20 protein-coding genes and 1 pseudogene are annotated in these 15,216 nt (G+C 59.9%); 2 read left to right on the top strand and 19 right to left on the bottom strand.

Annotation, left to right across the window (positions count from 1 at the left end; genetic code table 11):
- Position 1: 1 nt before the first annotated feature.
- The 19 genes and pseudogenes from QNH97_RS29450 to QNH97_RS09575 all read right to left on the bottom strand — a co-directional run bounded on the left by QNH97_RS29450 (position 2) and on the right by QNH97_RS09575 (position 12,266).
- Positions 2 to 2,146 (bottom strand): phage tail-collar fiber domain-containing protein, encoded by a 2,145-nt coding sequence (locus QNH97_RS29450; RefSeq protein WP_502944517.1) that lies wholly within the window; start codon positions 2,144 to 2,146, stop codon positions 2 to 4.
- A complete protein-coding gene (locus QNH97_RS09490) occupies positions 2,143 to 2,760 on the bottom strand; it encodes a phage tail protein I (protein WP_283556588.1) in 618 nt (205 codons plus the stop codon). Before QNH97_RS09490 ends, QNH97_RS29450 begins: the two co-directional genes overlap by 4 nt.
- On the bottom strand, positions 2,760 to 3,671 hold the full coding sequence (locus QNH97_RS09495; RefSeq protein ID WP_283556589.1) for a baseplate J/gp47 family protein: 912 nt from the start codon (positions 3,669 to 3,671) through the stop codon (positions 2,760 to 2,762). Before QNH97_RS09495 ends, QNH97_RS09490 begins: the two co-directional genes overlap by 1 nt.
- Positions 3,668 to 4,012, bottom strand: a complete 345-nt coding sequence (locus QNH97_RS09500; protein ID WP_283556590.1) for a GPW/gp25 family protein — start codon at positions 4,010 to 4,012, stop codon at positions 3,668 to 3,670. The genes QNH97_RS09495 and QNH97_RS09500 overlap by 4 nt, the downstream gene beginning before the upstream one ends.
- Positions 4,009 to 4,581 carry a phage baseplate assembly protein V gene (locus QNH97_RS09505; RefSeq protein ID WP_283556591.1) on the bottom strand — a complete coding sequence of 191 codons (573 nt, stop codon included), beginning with the start codon at positions 4,579 to 4,581 and terminating at the stop codon, positions 4,009 to 4,011. Before QNH97_RS09505 ends, QNH97_RS09500 begins: the two co-directional genes overlap by 4 nt.
- 69 nt (positions 4,582 to 4,650) lie before the next feature.
- Positions 4,651 to 5,379, bottom strand: a complete 729-nt coding sequence (locus tag QNH97_RS09510; RefSeq protein WP_283556592.1) for a DUF4145 domain-containing protein — start codon at positions 5,377 to 5,379, stop codon at positions 4,651 to 4,653.
- A 94-nt stretch (positions 5,380 to 5,473) separates the two neighbouring features.
- Positions 5,474 to 5,938, bottom strand: a complete 465-nt coding sequence (locus QNH97_RS09515; protein WP_122567990.1) for a phage virion morphogenesis protein — start codon at positions 5,936 to 5,938, stop codon at positions 5,474 to 5,476.
- On the bottom strand, positions 5,935 to 6,411 hold the full coding sequence (locus tag QNH97_RS09520; RefSeq protein ID WP_283556593.1) for a phage tail protein: 477 nt from the start codon (positions 6,409 to 6,411) through the stop codon (positions 5,935 to 5,937). Before QNH97_RS09520 ends, QNH97_RS09515 begins: the two co-directional genes overlap by 4 nt.
- Positions 6,408 to 6,596, bottom strand: a pseudogene (gene lysC, locus QNH97_RS09525) (Rz1-like lysis system protein LysC); the annotation flags it as partial. The gene QNH97_RS09520 and the pseudogene lysC, both read right to left, overlap by 4 nt.
- A complete protein-coding gene (gene lysB / locus QNH97_RS09530; protein ID WP_283556594.1) occupies positions 6,508 to 6,951 on the bottom strand; it encodes an Rz-like lysis system protein LysB in 444 nt (147 codons plus the stop codon). The gene lysB and the pseudogene lysC, both read right to left, overlap by 89 nt.
- Positions 6,948 to 7,154: a hypothetical protein gene (locus tag QNH97_RS09535; RefSeq protein WP_283556595.1), complete on the bottom strand. Its 207-nt coding sequence runs from the start codon at positions 7,152 to 7,154 to the stop codon at positions 6,948 to 6,950. The genes lysB and QNH97_RS09535 overlap by 4 nt, the downstream gene beginning before the upstream one ends.
- Positions 7,151 to 7,624 (bottom strand): hypothetical protein, encoded by a 474-nt coding sequence (locus QNH97_RS09540; RefSeq protein ID WP_283556596.1) that lies wholly within the window; start codon positions 7,622 to 7,624, stop codon positions 7,151 to 7,153. Before QNH97_RS09540 ends, QNH97_RS09535 begins: the two co-directional genes overlap by 4 nt.
- The gene (locus QNH97_RS09545) at positions 7,621 to 8,463 is read right to left on the bottom strand and encodes an N-acetylmuramidase domain-containing protein (RefSeq protein WP_283556597.1); all 843 of its coding nucleotides are present in this window, start codon (positions 8,461 to 8,463) and stop codon (positions 7,621 to 7,623) included. Before QNH97_RS09545 ends, QNH97_RS09540 begins: the two co-directional genes overlap by 4 nt.
- Positions 8,460 to 8,783, bottom strand: a complete 324-nt coding sequence (locus tag QNH97_RS09550) for a phage holin, lambda family (RefSeq protein ID WP_283556598.1) — start codon at positions 8,781 to 8,783, stop codon at positions 8,460 to 8,462. Before QNH97_RS09550 ends, QNH97_RS09545 begins: the two co-directional genes overlap by 4 nt.
- 45 nt (positions 8,784 to 8,828) lie before the next feature.
- Positions 8,829 to 9,041 (bottom strand): tail protein X, encoded by a 213-nt coding sequence (locus QNH97_RS09555; protein WP_003199765.1) that lies wholly within the window; start codon positions 9,039 to 9,041, stop codon positions 8,829 to 8,831.
- Complete coding sequence (locus QNH97_RS09560; RefSeq protein WP_283556599.1) at positions 9,041 to 9,502, bottom strand: head completion/stabilization protein; 462 nt, start codon at positions 9,500 to 9,502, stop codon at positions 9,041 to 9,043. Before QNH97_RS09560 ends, QNH97_RS09555 begins: the two co-directional genes overlap by 1 nt.
- 104 nt (positions 9,503 to 9,606) lie before the next feature.
- Positions 9,607 to 10,323: a phage terminase small subunit gene (gene gpM, locus QNH97_RS09565; RefSeq protein ID WP_283556600.1), complete on the bottom strand. Its 717-nt coding sequence runs from the start codon at positions 10,321 to 10,323 to the stop codon at positions 9,607 to 9,609.
- A gap of 11 nt (positions 10,324 to 10,334) precedes the next feature.
- Positions 10,335 to 11,342 carry a phage major capsid protein, P2 family gene (locus QNH97_RS09570; RefSeq protein ID WP_169851705.1) on the bottom strand — a complete coding sequence of 336 codons (1,008 nt, stop codon included), beginning with the start codon at positions 11,340 to 11,342 and terminating at the stop codon, positions 10,335 to 10,337.
- Between the two features lie 45 nt (positions 11,343 to 11,387).
- A complete protein-coding gene (locus QNH97_RS09575) occupies positions 11,388 to 12,266 on the bottom strand; it encodes a GPO family capsid scaffolding protein (protein WP_283556601.1) in 879 nt (292 codons plus the stop codon).
- Between the two features lie 151 nt (positions 12,267 to 12,417).
- On the opposite strand from QNH97_RS09575, the gene QNH97_RS09580 reads away from it, so the two are divergent.
- Positions 12,418 to 14,175, top strand: coding sequence for a terminase ATPase subunit family protein (locus QNH97_RS09580; protein ID WP_169851707.1), 1,758 nt, complete (start codon positions 12,418 to 12,420; stop codon positions 14,173 to 14,175).
- Positions 14,175 to 15,215 carry a phage portal protein gene (locus QNH97_RS09585; protein WP_283556602.1) on the top strand — a complete coding sequence of 347 codons (1,041 nt, stop codon included), beginning with the start codon at positions 14,175 to 14,177 and terminating at the stop codon, positions 15,213 to 15,215. Before QNH97_RS09580 ends, QNH97_RS09585 begins: the two co-directional genes overlap by 1 nt.
- The last annotated feature ends 1 nt before the right edge of the window (position 15,216 follow it).

Genomic DNA, 15,216 nt, shown 5'->3' on the forward strand with positions numbered 1-15,216 from the left:
ATCACCACTGAATAATTACGTTGCCGGCGGCACCTGCACCACCGTTGTACCCGTAGAACGCACCTGACCCGCCGCCGCCAGGCCCAACACCGGTATTACCTGGGACCTGCCCTTGCGTGGATCGACTACCGGGGCCACCACCTGAACCACCGTATGGCCCATAACTGGGATGTCCGACCCCAAGTGACGTGTTGAAGTCCCCGCCAGTGCCGAGCCCACCACTCCCCGGGCCATTTGCATAACCGGACGAGGCGTTACCAAAGCCCCCGGCCCCGCCAGTAGCAGATAGATAGGTCCCAAATGAAGACGTCGCACCGGTTTCGCCAACACCCGCTTCTACGGTAGCGCCAGCGCCACCAGCGCCAACGGTCACCGTGACACTGGTCACGCCTGAGAGATCAACTAGCTCTTGTGCCAAGCCACCGCCACCACCGCCACCTGATCCTGCCCCGGAGACGCCTGCACGACCGCCGCCGCCTCCCCCCCCGATAACCGTAACCCAAGCCTTCTTCACGCCAACAGGCACCGCCCAGGTGAAGACACCTGCGGTTTTGAATACTTGGGTACCGCGAAAAGGCGCTTGCTCACTGGTGATGCCGAACTGCCAAGGCGTCCATTCGCCTTCGCTTTGCATGGTGCGCGAGGCAAAAACCGGCGTGCGACCGCTCGCTAAGCCACCGGTGATTCGCTGCACCAGATAGTTGGTGCTCATGTAGCCTTCAACAACAAGGCTGTAACGGGCCGCCGGAGGCCAGTCGGGCGGGAGGTTTAGCAGACCGGCAGCAGGGGTCAGATAATTACCGGGTACCCGATAATTGTTCATGTCCACTTCGGTGCTTAAGATGGCTCGCCCAGCCCCGAAAGCGCCTACCGCCAACATCGCCCCAGTGGTCAGATCCAGCGGGGTTGCCTGTTTTGGCGTGTTGAGTTCATCCCACAACTGCGCCCAAGCGGTCCATACACCGTTACTCAAGCGAGAGCGCTTAAACGTCAGAGCAACACCGGCATTGACCGATTCCCACATCTGTAGCGCCGAGAGCGTGTTATCACGCTCCATGTGAAAGAACACACCCCTCGGAATATCAGCCCCGGTCGTAGGATTCTTGGGTCGCGTTCCAGATGAGCCGTCGCTGAAGGTGTAAACCCCCGTTTCGTTAATCAGGTCGATGTTGCCATTCCACACATAGCCATAGCTGGCTATGCCATAGCGGGCCAAAACGTTTCTAACAAACGCGGTCGTCGCAATGGACGTATCGTTATCCGTAACGACCGGCGTCGGGGCCGTTGGGTTTCCCTGGAAGGCCGGGGAATTGATCGCCGCGAATCCCTGTGTCACGTTCTGTAAAGTCAGAGCCGTGGTGCCCAGCACAATCGCCCCGTCCGTGATCAGTTGCCAGCGGGTGTCGGCCTGGGCGGCGCCTTGCTCGACCGACAGGATCATCGCCGAAGTCACTTCAGCATTGGTGTCGGCATCAGGCGCACGCTTCCATGCAGCACTTGCGGCAATGTAGATGCCGTTGTCCTTGGCCGCCGTCTGGTTCTTTACCAGCACTCGGTCGCCCGCGAGCAGCGTCACTCCGTCGATGACCTGAAGGCCCGACAGCACAATGTTGGCCGTGGTCGCTACGCGTACCGATTGCTTATTGTCGAGCTTGTACAACTCCTCAAGGATTTTCGAATCAACGTACTGACGGGTTGCCAACACAATTGACGGATCAATCTTCAATTCGACATTGGCAGTGTTGGCGATAATGAGGTTCATCCGTACCACTTGGGTGCGGCCCGAACCCTGGGTTAGAAGCGGCTTGTAACTGGGGGCGCAGTTGGCCACCGCCACCAGGTCGCCGTCGGCGTCATACAGACCCACTTCACGAATCCACCACCCACCGACGTTCTCGGGGATAACCTGTTCGGCAATGATGATGTTGGGGTTGGTTGGGTCAACCTTCAGCTGGTTCAGTGGGGCACGTCGACGTTCATTGATCAACTGCGTTTGCTGTTCGCCGGGGATCGGATCGGTGTCGTTGGCATCACCGACACCCATTTGCGCGAACGTCCAAGGAACGCCCAAGGCGTCCGCGTTGGCCTGCTTGGCCTTGCCGACGGCGGTGAGGATGGCAAAAAACTGGCTGTTTTGGTCTGTCATGGGTAGATGTCCATGGTGTCGATCTGGTGTTCACGGCCACCCTGGTGGATGAAGCCCGTGACCTCGATGTCCCGCTGTGTGGGTGGGTAGATATCAATCTCGTCGCCTTCGGTGATGCAGGCGCCGATATGAACAAGGCCGGTGGTTTCCAGGCTGATGGCAAGCCCGGTGAGGTGCCGTGTCAGAGGCCTGGCGTCGTCGATCAGCCAGGTCAGCTCCTGATACATCTCTTCGGTGATACCGGTGTCCAGCACGCCGACCTTGAGCCTGAAAGTGGCACGGGGCCCCACCGGAACGGTCTGCCACCACTCAATGATTTCAATCAGGTAGCCGAGCGGTTCAACAACGCGGCGCAGTGAGCCGATAGTGCCCTTGCGCGAGTGGATGTAGTACGCACTGCGGATGGCGGCGCGCTTGGCCGCTTCGGTCCACTTGCTGTCCCAGCGATCCACGGAGAAGGCCCAGGCCAGGTAGGGCAAAAGGGGCAGCGGGCACAGGTCTGGGCTGTACAGCGTGCGCAATGGAATCGGCACACGCTGGATCTGAGCCAGCGCCTGCGCCGCTTGGCGCTCCAGCGGCGTCGAATTGCTTGGAAGAAGGGGCGCGTCTGCCATCACTCGACCCCCAGAGCCAAATCGACGGCCGTGCAGTACGGGGCCTGGTATTTCGTGGCAACGATGTCTGCCCAGTTCTCCAGCACGACCTTGCGCACACCCTCGACGTGCAGTGAGGCGTGGATAATCGATTCCGAGACCTCCAGGCCCAGGCGACGTCGTTGGTGCAGGAAGGCCAGCAACTGCGCATTGGCCGCCGCGAGAATCAACTCGCTCTCAGGGCCGGACGTCGAAAGAAACAGCTTGGCCTTGACCTGGTAGTTGATGATCTGCGCGCTTTGTACGGTGAGCCGATCCGCGACAGGACGGCGGTCGTCGTCGCTGAGGTAGGCCTTGACCTTTGCCAGCAGCGCGGGCGAGGCGGTGCCGTCTCCCAGGATCGATTGCACAGTCACCACCGCCTCGGCCGGGGCGGGACTCTCGGCAGTGGCGTCGGCAACCTGGCCGTCAGCCGAGCGCGCATGAAAGATGTAGCTGTTACGCGGGCCGGCGGTGCTCAGGCCTTCCCACGCCATCTGCGCACGTTCTCGCAGGCTGTCGTCGCTTTCCATCAGCAGCGGAATGGGCGGAACGGCAGAGGGTTTGGCGGCCTGAATGACCAGGCGTTTGACGTTGTAGTTGGCGGCGAGGTTTTCCAGGTCGGTGCCCTTGGCCAGGGCCAGCATGTTGGCGACGGAGGCCTCATTGACGCGCTGACGCCAGACCGTTTCGCGGTAGGCGTTTTCCTGGAGCAGCTTGGTCAGCGGCTCCGACTCAAGTTCGAGACGAGCGGCGATTTCGGCTTGCTCCTCGGCGGGCCAAAGGCTGATGGCGTAGGCCTTGCGCTCGGTGAGAATCTGCTCGTAATCGAGCTGTTCAACGACCTGCGGCGCCGGGAGCTGGCCCAGGTCGATGGCGACAAACGAATTCATGCGCTAGCCCCCAAGTGCAGGGGCACACTTAGGCTCAGCGGCTCGTTGTTGTCCACGATGCTGCCCTCAATGTCCAGGAACGACTGGCCTTGCAAGTTGGCGCCGAGAAACTGCACGCGGCTGAGGCTGACTCGAGTCTCCCAGCGCATCAGCGCCATGACGGTGGCCGCATACACCTGCAAGCGGGTAATGTCATTGAACGGATGGTCCACCAGCTCGGGCAACAGGCTGCCGTATTCGCGACGCATGACCCGGGTACCGAGGCGCGTGCTCAGGATGTCGCTCATTGACTGGGCAATACTTTCCACTGTGGTGATGGCGGCGCCGGTGTGTCGGTTCATTCCGGTTTCCCCGTCTTGCCGCTGCCAGGCATAACGCCGCCGTGCAGGTGTTTGACCAGGCTGATGCCTGCCGCGACCACATCCACCGAGACGGTGACCTTACCGGTGACGTTCTGGTCGCCAGTCTGGGTGTAATTGCCCTTGTGCGTGATGTTGCCGACGATGTTGATGCCGCCGGTGCTGATCAGGTTGGTGGTCCCGCCATCGGCGAGCGTGGCGTTGAGATGGTGGGCGACGCTGTCGTACTCGATCACCGTGCCGTCGCGGTAGGTGACGCGGTGCAGGCCTTCGCGGTCGCCGTTGGCGGGGATCTGGTCGCTGAAAAGGCCGGTCAGGGCGACACCGTTGCCGAGCTGGCCCGAGGGGCTGAACAGCAAAACCTGTTCGTTGACGGTCGGCGGGTTCCACTCCCGGTCTGCACCTGCGCGCAGGGCGATCCACGGCAGCCAGGCAGTGGTCAGAGTTCCGGTTTTGACCTGCACACGCGGGGGCTGCATCTGGACGGCAGCGACGGTGCCGAAGCGGATGAGGTTTTCGATCAGGCGGGCAAGGGTGGCTAAGTCGTTCATGGCGCCGATGGTGGCGCCACGCGTGCGGGAGTGCAGCTTCGCAGAGTTGTGTGTTGACGCGCTACAAGCCTAAGGCTGCTCGTTTGGTTTCGGCTTGGGTTTTGGTATTTTTGGAGGTCGCTTGGGAATGGTGTTTGCTATTTCCAAGGCCGATTTGCCACTCACAACTGTGCGACGGATAAACTGTTCGAGTGTAGTTAACAATATTTGAAATCCATCAAGAGTTGGACTCCATGCACGGTGTGCGGCGGCACTACCAGCATCTGTTACTACTTCAAGTGTTTTTGACTCTGTTTCGCCTATATAGCCTTCATCTAGGAGTAGGGCGACCTTTTGTTTTAATGTAAGCTCTGGGTCGATCTTAAGTACTGTGGTGGTACGATCAAAAGCGGTTCTCAAACCGACCGCCGCAAGAATTAACGCGCCATGCTCATATGCTTGGTACATTTCCTCTAGAATATGAAATAGCTGAGGGTCGATTTTCGCTATAGCCCAAACCCAATCCGGTTTTTCACTTTTCTTTTCAGGCGCTGGAAAAGTAATAACAGTTACCGGGTTCGTGATGATTTCCTCTCTTGTGACCGGGTCGTAACTAATGTCCCAATCTTCTGAGTCCCAGCCACTTTTGTGGAAGAACACCACCTCGCATCCACAGCATTCCGCTATTTTGTAATCATTCTGTCCGTGCTGTGAATTATACCCATCGTGCCAACTCCATGGTTCCTCATGTTCACCATGTATAAAACAAGTTCTTTCGCCGTCGCAGCGAGGACAGTGCGCCTTAAAAGTTTTAGACATGACCCACTTGCTCCTATCGGATCCATCCTTGTTTAGATTGCATCTGGGTAAGCTTTTACCTGTTATTTGTTGAAATGGAAACCCATCGGTAAAGCTACGTTCGGGTGGTGAAGTAAGTGAGCATCGAATCCCGAATCAGATCCAAGTCGGTATCCGTTAGCCCAAGGACCTTCCTCTGCTCATATCTCACATCAGGAGCCCCACGTTCGGCGCGATCTTTCAATCCGTACTGGTGCACCCGGGCAATGCGTGCAATTCGTCCTGTGAACCCGACGCTTATGGCATTTCCATCACCTTGAACCTTCAAAAAGCTCGCCGTGCGCAGCTTCTGAAACATCTGCACCTTTCGCTTCACTCGACCTTGCTTCCCCCGCAGGTTGCGTTGCTTTCGGGGCGCGTATTTGCTCCCGTCCGGGTTACGCTGGGCGATGATCCGCTGTTGCTGGCTGCGCCGTAGGGCCTGGCCGATGCTGCGGGCCAGTTTGTTGCGCGATGCCGGTTCCAGTTGTCCCAGCAGGCCGGCGGCCCAATCCTCCAGCGTTTCCAATCGGTTGGTCATTTCGGCACGACCCATTCACTGCCGGTGCCTTGGGTACCAGGTATCCACGCCGGGTCAAGGAATGCAGCCACCTGCTTAGGTTCGCCAGGATGGTGGATGGTGGTATTGCCGTCGGCGTCTTTCCCCACAACCACACGCTCGGTTAACGGCAGTGTCAGGCTCAGGTCCACCTTGCTGTTGTCCAGGATGTCGGCCTCGAACTGGATGCCCTGGGCCGACTTGTTCAGGTTCTCCAGCAGCTCGGATTGGTTCACGCTCAGCCAGCCCAGCAACGGCAACATGACGCTGTCGGGGTGACCGGCGTAATCGGTGAGGATGACCTGTAAATCAAAGCTGTATTCGAACGACAGCGAGGCAGCCGCGGTGCAGCGGATTTTGCCGTTGTCGATGAAGATCAGCAGCCGGTCGGGGTTGTGCTTAAGTTCTGCCACGGTCGCCAGCAGGTGGGCGCGCAGGCTTTCGGGTTTGTTCATGGGGCCGCCTGTTGATGGTTGAACACCATGTCTACCTGGCCGGCGCATTCAGCCCATGCGGCCTCGACGCGGTCCTGGTCGGTGAGCTGATCGCCGTTATTGAGTGGGCTTGTCGCCGGCAGGGTGCAGGGCACCACGGCCGGACAACCACTGATGATAAGCGTCGGCGCCGGTGAGGGCGGGGCGCTCGCGCAGCCGGCGAGCAAGCTCAGGCAAAGGCTGGACAGCCCAGTTGCGAAGGTCTTCGTTCTCACGTTTCAGCGCCTCGATGGTTTGCTCGCGCTTTGCCAGGCCCTGGCGCAGTTGAGCCTGCTGGGTTCGCAGGGCAGCCTGGGCGATGCGCTCGTCGTTCAGAGTGTTTTGCAGGGTGCTGAGATTGGCGCGTAGCCTGTCAGCTTCATCGCGGGCGATTTTGATGTCCTTCCCCGCCAGTTCGGTGTTCTTCTCGGCCACGGTGATGCGTTGTTCCTGGCCCCAGATGAGCAGTGCCAGGGCACCCAGCAGGGCGATGCCGTACAGGGCCTGGCGCAGGGTACTCATGCGCGGTACCAACCCAGTTTGTTCATGGCTCCGACGTCCAACTGCTCGACGGGGCCGCGAACGATGACAACCCGGCAACCGGGCGTCATGTAGGCAAGGGCTTCGCACAGCAGCTCCATATCGACTTGCTCGGTATTTTCGGGCACCACCAGCAAGTTGCCGTCCTGCACGTTCAACTGTTGCACGCGTTCAAGGTCGATCATTTTAGGAACTCTCCAAGGTAGAGCAGCCGGAATTCTTCCGGGCTGTGCGAAGCTCGGGCCTCTTCGAGAATGTCGGGCATATGGATCGGCCAGGTGTATCGGCAGAAGTGCCGGTTATTGGCTTCGATCAGGCGTAACAGCAGATCGTTTTCTGCGGTATGTACGCCCGCCGTCCGCTGGAATCTCGGTGTGGTTGCGTAAAAGGCGTCGGGCCGAATTCTGGTCGAGTTGAGCCAATCGAACTCGTCGTAAAACCAAATAGCGTCTCCATCGCACGGCACGTCTTCGCCATCTTCCAGAATCACCGCATCAGGCAAGCGGCGGCGCATGTCTTCGACCAGCCCCTTCAAGGTAACGAAACAAACCTTCCTTCCCGCTACAAGGTAGGGTTTCGCACGTTGAATCAGCCGTTCGGTTTTCCCGGTTTGTCTCGGACTGATCTCAAGATGAGCAATTCGAGGAGGAATCATGCCGCCACCGCCTGGCCGCAGCCGCACTCAGCGTGCCGCTCGTAGGCGCGCTGGAGCTTGATGTCGTACAGGTTCCGCTGGTAGTCCGGGCCGTTGTAGAGCTTGGCGAATTCGGCCCATTTACGGCCTTTCAACGCTTTGTGCAGCACCGGGTCGGTCTGGATGAAACGCATGAAGGCGGCAAACTGTTGAGACTCGCCTGCGCTCATGTCCTCGACGAACGCCTGCACGCTGGCATAGCCCAGGCGCTGCCAGTGGAAGCCCATGATCTGGAACGCGCCCCAGGAAGCGGATTCCAGCGCGGCGGTGTCGTCGATCAGGCGCGCATGGCCCAGGCGTTGATGCTCAGCAGTGCCGCCGGCATAGCCCCCGGACTTCGGATTGACGATGGCCGGATTGGCGGCGGCCAGCTGGTCGGCGTGGCGCTTGAGTTCGTCGGGGTTGTCGCCTTCGTGGCGCGGTGTGGCGAGCTGGCGGTACATGATGTGCCGCTCGAACAGAATCACCGGCTTGCCATTCGCCAAGAAGCCCTTGCCCTTGGATTCAACCTCGTTGACGGCGTAGACGCTCGCCAGCGGTACGTCGAGGATCTGTGCGGCCTGCACCAGGTCTTCGTTTTTCAGCAGGGACAGGCAGTCACCGTCGGCCAGGCTGGCCTGGGTCTTTTCGCCGGCAACGCCATCGGCGACCAATCCGACTTTCAACTGATACGCCCGTACAACCGCTTCAGTGGAATCGCCATAGTCGCCGTCCACCACCAGCCCGGCGCCGTGGTCGTTCAGGTTTTTTTGCAGGATGCGCACCGCTTGTGAGCGGTCGCCGTGACGAAGCGTCGTCATAGCTGTTCTACCTTGCGAGTGAAAAACTTCTTGGCAGCGGCGCGAGTCCCCTCGACCCCGAGCAAGCCGATCACCCCACCGAAGAACGGTGCGGTTGAGGCGGGGATACCGAGCAGCGCCAAACCATGGCTGGCGGCCAACGCCAGGGCACCGCAAAGGGGGGCCTCGACGGCCATCCGCCTCAAGGTGCCACCGCCATACATGATCCGTAGGGCTGCGATGGCCACGGCGAGAATCCCCGCGTACAGGGCAGGCCAGTTCTGTTCGAGCCAGGCGACGAGCCAGGCCCAGGTGTCGGGACGTTCAGGCATGCGCTTCATTCCGTAATCCAGGGTGGGTGGGTTCGTGGGATCGCTGCAGGTTGATCAGTCCCATAGGTTCACCATCTGCCGCTGTGGCGCGGCCGTCTGGGCTTCGGGCATTTGCACGGCCAGGCCTTGGGGCAGGATCGGCCCGTAGTCGGCCAGGCCGGGGTTGGCTTCGAGTACCGCTTCGGTTACGCCGGCGGTGCGGCCGTAGTGACGCCAGCACAACGCGTCAACGGTGTCGTTCTGGAAGGCGCGGACGGTGACGGGCATCAGATCAGCTCCACGGTGGTGCGGTTGATACCGAGGAAGTCACGCACGGTCCAGCGCAAGTCGCGGCGGTAGTCGTCGATGTTTGGCGTGAGGTCTTCGGCGTTCTGGTTGCCGCTGTTGGTGGTGTCGTAGGATCGGTAGCGCTCACACACTTCGGCTCCGGTGGCGGCTTCGATGGCCCGGCGGTAGAGGTGCACCAGGACCGGAACGTCGTTGATCCTTTCGCTGGGCACGTCGGCCAGTTCGGCATGGCCAGCGGCTTGTTGAGCGGTGCGCCATTTGCCCAGCTCGCGGTTGACGCTGATGGCTGCTGCAATGGCGGCAGTCTCCAAGCGCGGCGCGGTGACGCTGGCGTCAATCCTCAGTGTTGCGCGCAACTGATCCAGGTCGATCGAGGGCCAGAAGACGTCGGTGTTGATATGGCCGCTGGCGACGGTGCCGCTGGCTACGAATCCGCTCATGAAACAGCACTCAGAAATGGGTCGCCGGTGGTCGGGGCTTCACGTTCAGGAGGAGCGGCCTGGCCGATCCGCCCCGAGCCGGCGGGGTGCGTGGGGACGCTCGGTCAGCTGCTTGGAGCAGCGAATTTCTTGAGGAGGCGTTCGACGCGCTCCAGATCCTTCTTGCCGCCGCAGCTGGTGTTCAGCTCAATAGCGCGGGCCAGATGTTTCTTCGCGGAGTCCAGGTAGCCGAGGACGATCACCTGATTTTCGGAGGTGTCATCGTCAGCAACCTTTTCGGCGAATGCCTTGCCCAACGCCAGGTGCAGCTTGGCTTTAGCCTGGTCGGGCATGTCTTCTTCACCCGCGATCTGCTCGGTGCGCAGCAGCAGATCCAGATCAAAGGTGCCACCAGCCTTTTGCGCCTTCAGGGCCACTTCGGCGATTTCTTCCGCGACGATGGTGCCGGTGGTGCGTTCGAAGCGGTCAGGCATCAGTAGCGCGTGGTGGATCACGTATTCGGCAATATCAAGGGCGCCGGCAAAGTCCGTGGCGTCCATCCGCCAAACCATCAGCGTGGTCAGCACCTGGTCCTGGGCGCCTTTGCCTTCGGCAAGAACACCCTCCACATAGGGAACATACTCAGGCAGCAGTTGCCGTTTCAGCTCCGCTTTGCCTTCGGTCGACTGCACCTGTTTCAGGCGCAGGTAGTCCTGTTGGAGCTTGGCGAGGTGCAGCTCGTAAACGGTTGAACCTTCCATGGTCATGGCAGGACCGGCCACGGCAGCCGCTGCAACGGCTGCTGTGACGCGCTGGAAGTGACGACGGCAAGGGTTGGTCATGATTGCCGGCCTCAGCTCAGGGTGATGTTTTCGGCCATGGCAGCGCAGCCCAGGTCTTCAATCACGTAGCTTTCATTGACCGATTCGAAGTTCTCGATGCGGTCGCGTTTGGCGTTGTCGACGACGGTGCGGCGGCGGGTGTTTTCCTGCCAGTAGATCGACAGGTTGTCGAGGCGGGTCACCAGCAGCCCGTTGGCCGGAAAGTGCGGCACACGTACGGCTGGCAGGTTGCCGATGCGCTTTTGGCTGGTGACGATATCGGCCGCAAGCATTTCGGTGGGAGCCTGGGTTTTGTTAATGATCGGGAAGTACTTGTCGGCCAGCAGTTGGCGACCGCAGATCACGACCAGGTCGGTGTCCTCCTGGTACCAGGGTTCGATGAACTCGTTGACCATGCTCACGACCAGGGCGTCGATGTTTTCGAAGTCCTTGCCGGCGCCGATCTGGATTTTTCCGCTGCCGTCGACCACTTCCTTCATCACACGGGCGGGGTTTTCCAGACGCATTTTTTCCAGCCAGCCGACGTTGACGTCCTGCAACAGTTGGTTGATTGCCGGGTTGGAGGTTGCTGCACGGCTGGTACCGTTCCAACCGATCATGATCCGGTTGAGCGCCTGGGCCTTGATGATGGCGTCACGAATTCGTGCCTGGAAGTCCTTGAACTTGGCCCACTGGTCCAGCTTCTGGTAACGAATGCCCGTGTCGAAGTTGGTCTGTGTGCAGACGTACCCTCGGTTATCCAGGCCGCTTGGGTCGCGGGGTTCACGGTCTTTGACGGTGGTGTCGGTAGTACTGGCAATGGTGCCGTCGATACCAATGCCGATTTTTTCACCCGACTGCTCGGAGACGCCAAACACGTTGATGGCGCTGAGGAACGCGCTGGATTCCTGAATTCGGGTTTCCAGAGTCTGCGCGACGCTTGGGGCGGCGGTAAATTTGGTGGTGACGTCGCCCACCCCGTGCAATTGCGCGAGTTGTTGCAGGTAGGCGTTGAAAAGGACGCGAGTATCGTTACGCATGGTGTTCTCCGATGTTCCTTGGCTGGGTGTTGTCCGTGATGTGGATCAGCAGTCGGTGACGAGCTTCCCGTCACCGCCCGTAGCAGCAGGGCGAGCGGCGAACTGCGTTTTCGTGCCGGTGTTGTCCGGGGTGTTTTCGAGCTTTTTGACCAGGTCGCTGAAGTCAGCAGACAGCTTTTCGTGGGCTGCCTGCAGCTTCTCGCGAGCGGATTTTTCAGCGGCAAAGGCTTCGCCTTGGCTGGCAACATGCTCGGCCATGGCCTCAACGGATTCGCCGAGTTCCGCAAAAATGGCGGCGTCCTTGCCTTCCTTGTCCTTGCTTTTGCCGAGGGCTTCGAGAACGCGGCTGAAAATGCCTGCAACTTTGCTGCTTTCGTCCTCAACGTCTTCGAATTCAAGTGCGACCTCGATAGCCTCGGAAAAAAGGTTGTCGGGGTTGCTTTTGCGACTTGCCAGCGGGTTTTTGTCCGGGTGCTGGGAACTGAAGGCAAGCATTTCAGTACCCAAGCTCGCTGGGCTGTCGGTGACCGCGATACCGTCCAGATAGGCGCGGCCGGTGTCAGCGAACTTCGGGCGAATCTCGATGCTGGTAAACATTTTCTGCCGGGCCTTGTTCATGGTGATCAGGTCGGCAGTCGGTTCGATTTGGGCAAACAGCGCCAGCTTTTTAGCCCCGGCGATTTCGATTTCTTCAGTCTTCAGCGCAACCACATCGCCGTAAGCACGGAAGGGGCTGTCGGGCAGCATGCTGCGCATGTGCTCGATCCAGACTCGTGCCCCGTAGGTGTTTTGGCTGTAGGTCTCGGCAGCATCGACCAGCCATTGCCGTTCGATCTGGCGACCGTCAGTGGTGGCGCCTTCAACGGCGACGCGGAAAAACTTGGAGCGTTGTTTCTTGGCTGGGGTGTCGGTTTTGCCGGCCATGCGTGAATCCTCAGTGCGGTGGCTGTGTGCCTTGGCGATGAGCGCATGTTGTTGAGCGCGAGCGTGACGGGCAACGACGTGCTCTTGTAGAACGGGCTGTTACAAGGACGGGCGCGGGTACTGTACGCGCGCGGGCGGCAGCATCTGCGCCATGAATGCCATCGTCGAATTACCCACCGATCACCGCCGCCATGCCAAGCACCTGTATTGGCAGGGCTATCGCGTGTGCGAGATCGCCGAACTGATCGGGGAGAAGGAAAAAACCCTGCACAGCTGGAAGGCCCGTGACGAATGGGACCGGGCCACGCCTCTGGAGCGTATTCAGGCCGCGACCGAAGCGCGGTTGGTGCAGTTGATCCTCAAAGACCCCAAGTCAGGATCGGACTACAAGGAAATTGACCTGCTGCACCGCCAGCTTGAGCGGCAGGCGCGCATTCAGCGCTTCAACGAGGGCGGTACCGAAACCGAACTGAATCCGAACCTGGCCAAGCGCAACGAAGGGCCGAAGAAGGCGCCGAAACGCAACGAGTTCGACGAAGAACATATCGAAAAGCTGACCGAGGCCTTCATTGATGGTTGTTTCGGCTACCAGCTCGATTGGTACAAGGCCGGCAACCAACGCACCCGCGCAATCCTCAAATCCCGACAGATCGGCGCCACTTACTATTTTGCTCGCGAGGCACTGATTGATGCGCTGACCACGGGGCGCAACCAGATTTTCCTGTCGGCTTCGAAGAATCAGGCGCACATCTTCAAAGCCTACATCCAGGCGTTTGCCCGTGAGGTGGTCGGTGTTGAACTGACTGGCGATCCGATCATCCTGAGCAACGGCGCCGAGCTGCACTTTTTGGGCACCAACGCCCGCACGGCCCAGGGTTACCACGGCAATTTCTACTTCGACGAATTCTTCTGGACGTTCAAGTTCAAGGAACTGAACAAGGTCGCCAGCGGCATGGCGATGCAGAAGCAGTACCGCCGAACCTACTTTTCGACGCCTTCCAGCATGGCGCACGAAGCCTATACGTTCTGGACGGGGGAGCGCTTCAACAAGGGCAAGCCAGCGGCGCAGCGCGTCAAAATCGACGTTTCCCACGACTCGCTGCAACAGGGCCGGCTTTGCGAGGACCGTGTCTGGCGGCAGATCGTCACCATTCTGGATGCGGAGGACCGTGGCTGCGACCTGTTCGACCTCGACGAACTCCGCCAGGAGTACGACGCCGAGGCCTTCCAGAACCTGCTGATGTGTCAGTTCATCGACGACGGCGCCAGTATTTTCCCGTTGGCAATGTTGCAGCCGTGCATGGTCGACAGTTGGGACCTGTGGGCAGAGGACTACAAACCGTTTGCCGCTCGGCCGTTCGGGGATCGTCAGGTCTGGGTCGGTTACGACCCCGCCGAGAATGGCGACAGCGCGGGGCTGGTGGTAATCGGCCCGCCCACGGTGCCTGGCGGCAAATTCAGGGTGCTGGAAAAACACCAGTTCCGGGGCATGGACTTTGCGGCCCAGGCCGAAGCCATCCGCCAGGTCACCAGGCGCTATTGGGTGACATACATCGGGATCGACATCACTGGCATGGGCTCCGGCGTGGCGCAGTTGGTGAAGCAGTTCTTCCCTAACATCACCACTTTCAGCTATTCGCCCGAAGTCAAAACCCGCCTGGTGCTGAAGGCTTACGACGTCATCAAAAACGGCCGCCTGGAGTTCGATGCCGGCTGGACGGACATGGCGCAGTCACTGATGGCTATCCGCAAAACAATCACCGCCTCCGGGCGCATGTTCACTTACACGGCCGGTCGCACAGACGAGACGGGCCATGCCGACTTGGCATGGGCGCTGTTCCACGCATTGCACAACGAACCCCTTGAAGGGCAGACCACGGCGAATACCGGATTTATGGAGTCTTACTGATGAGCAGACGCAAGCGCGCAACCCAATTAGCCAATGCCAAGCCGCCAATTGAGGGGGAGCTGCTGCCGCCCGAGGCTGGACCCGTTGAGGCGTTCACCTTTGGCGACCCGACGCCGGTACTCGATGGCAGGGAAGTCCTGGACTATCTGGAGTGCTGGGCCAATGGGCGTTGGTTCGAAACCCCCATGTCCATGGATGGCCTGGCGAAGACGACGCGGGCCAGCGTGTACCTTCAATCGGGGCTGAACTTCAAACGCAACATGCTGGCCCGCACGTTCGTTCCGCATCGGTTGTTGAGTCGCCAGGCCTTTGAGCAATTCGCCCTGGATTGGCTGTGGTGCGGCAACTGCTACCTGGAGAAGCGCAGCAACATGCTGCGCAGCACCATGGGCCTGCTGCCACCGCTGGCGAAGTACATGCGCCGGGGCGTCGACTTGGAGACCTATTACCAGGTGCGTGGATGGAAAGATGAGCATGAGTTTGCTCCGGGTTCGATCTGCCACTTGCGGGAAGCTGATATCAATCAGGAGATCTACGGCTTGCCAGAGTGGCTAGCTGCGCTGCAAAGCGCGCTGCTCAACGAGAGCGCCACGCTGTTCCGCCGCAAGTACTACAACAACGGCAGCCATGCCGGTTTCATCCTGTACATGACCGACGCGGCGCAAAAAGAGGAAGACATCGACTCACTGCGCACCGCGCTGAAGAACTCCAAAGGGCCTGGTAACTTTCGCAACCTGTTTGTCTACGCGCCGGCCGGGAAGAAGGACGGCATCCAGCTCATTCCTGTCAGCGAGGTGGCTGCCAAGGACGAGTTCAGCTCAATCAAGAACATCAGCCGCGACGATCTGCTCGCGGCGTTGCGCATTCCGCCACAGTTGATGGGCATCGTTCCGCAGAACGCTGGTGGTTTTGGGTCGTTGCGAGAGGCTGCCCAGGTCTGGACGGAGAACGAGCTTGAGCCGCTGCAGGCGCGTCTGGCCCAGGTAAATGAGTGGCTGGGTGAAGAGGTGGTGCGCTTTACACCATTCGAACCAGACTGAA

The sequence above is a fragment of the Pseudomonas sp. G2-4 genome, from assembly GCF_030064125.1.
Taxonomy (GTDB): Bacteria; Pseudomonadota; Gammaproteobacteria; order Pseudomonadales; family Pseudomonadaceae; genus Aquipseudomonas.

Coding starts and splice junctions, on each gene's coding strand:
- QNH97_RS29450 (WP_502944517.1), bottom strand. CDS start 2,146: ATGACAGACCAAAACAGCCAGTTTTTTGCCATCCTCACCGCCGTCGGC.
- QNH97_RS09490 (WP_283556588.1), bottom strand. CDS start 2,760: ATGGCAGACGCGCCCCTTCTTCCAAGCAATTCGACGCCGCTGGAGCGC.
- QNH97_RS09495 (WP_283556589.1), bottom strand. CDS start 3,671: ATGAATTCGTTTGTCGCCATCGACCTGGGCCAGCTCCCGGCGCCGCAG.
- QNH97_RS09500 (WP_283556590.1), bottom strand. CDS start 4,012: ATGAACCGACACACCGGCGCCGCCATCACCACAGTGGAAAGTATTGCC.
- QNH97_RS09505 (WP_283556591.1), bottom strand. CDS start 4,581: ATGAACGACTTAGCCACCCTTGCCCGCCTGATCGAAAACCTCATCCGC.
- QNH97_RS09510 (WP_283556592.1), bottom strand. CDS start 5,379: ATGTCTAAAACTTTTAAGGCGCACTGTCCTCGCTGCGACGGCGAAAGA.
- QNH97_RS09515 (WP_122567990.1), bottom strand. CDS start 5,938: ATGACCAACCGATTGGAAACGCTGGAGGATTGGGCCGCCGGCCTGCTG.
- QNH97_RS09520 (WP_283556593.1), bottom strand. CDS start 6,411: ATGAACAAACCCGAAAGCCTGCGCGCCCACCTGCTGGCGACCGTGGCA.
- lysB (WP_283556594.1), bottom strand. CDS start 6,951: ATGAGTACCCTGCGCCAGGCCCTGTACGGCATCGCCCTGCTGGGTGCC.
- QNH97_RS09535 (WP_283556595.1), bottom strand. CDS start 7,154: ATGATCGACCTTGAACGCGTGCAACAGTTGAACGTGCAGGACGGCAAC.
- QNH97_RS09540 (WP_283556596.1), bottom strand. CDS start 7,624: ATGATTCCTCCTCGAATTGCTCATCTTGAGATCAGTCCGAGACAAACC.
- QNH97_RS09545 (WP_283556597.1), bottom strand. CDS start 8,463: ATGACGACGCTTCGTCACGGCGACCGCTCACAAGCGGTGCGCATCCTG.
- QNH97_RS09550 (WP_283556598.1), bottom strand. CDS start 8,783: ATGAAGCGCATGCCTGAACGTCCCGACACCTGGGCCTGGCTCGTCGCC.
- QNH97_RS09555 (WP_003199765.1), bottom strand. CDS start 9,041: ATGCCCGTCACCGTCCGCGCCTTCCAGAACGACACCGTTGACGCGTTG.
- QNH97_RS09560 (WP_283556599.1), bottom strand. CDS start 9,502: ATGAGCGGATTCGTAGCCAGCGGCACCGTCGCCAGCGGCCATATCAAC.
- gpM (WP_283556600.1), bottom strand. CDS start 10,323: ATGACCAACCCTTGCCGTCGTCACTTCCAGCGCGTCACAGCAGCCGTT.
- QNH97_RS09570 (WP_169851705.1), bottom strand. CDS start 11,342: ATGCGTAACGATACTCGCGTCCTTTTCAACGCCTACCTGCAACAACTC.
- QNH97_RS09575 (WP_283556601.1), bottom strand. CDS start 12,266: ATGGCCGGCAAAACCGACACCCCAGCCAAGAAACAACGCTCCAAGTTT.
- QNH97_RS09580 (WP_169851707.1), top strand. CDS start 12,418: ATGAATGCCATCGTCGAATTACCCACCGATCACCGCCGCCATGCCAAG.
- QNH97_RS09585 (WP_283556602.1), top strand. CDS start 14,175: ATGAGCAGACGCAAGCGCGCAACCCAATTAGCCAATGCCAAGCCGCCA.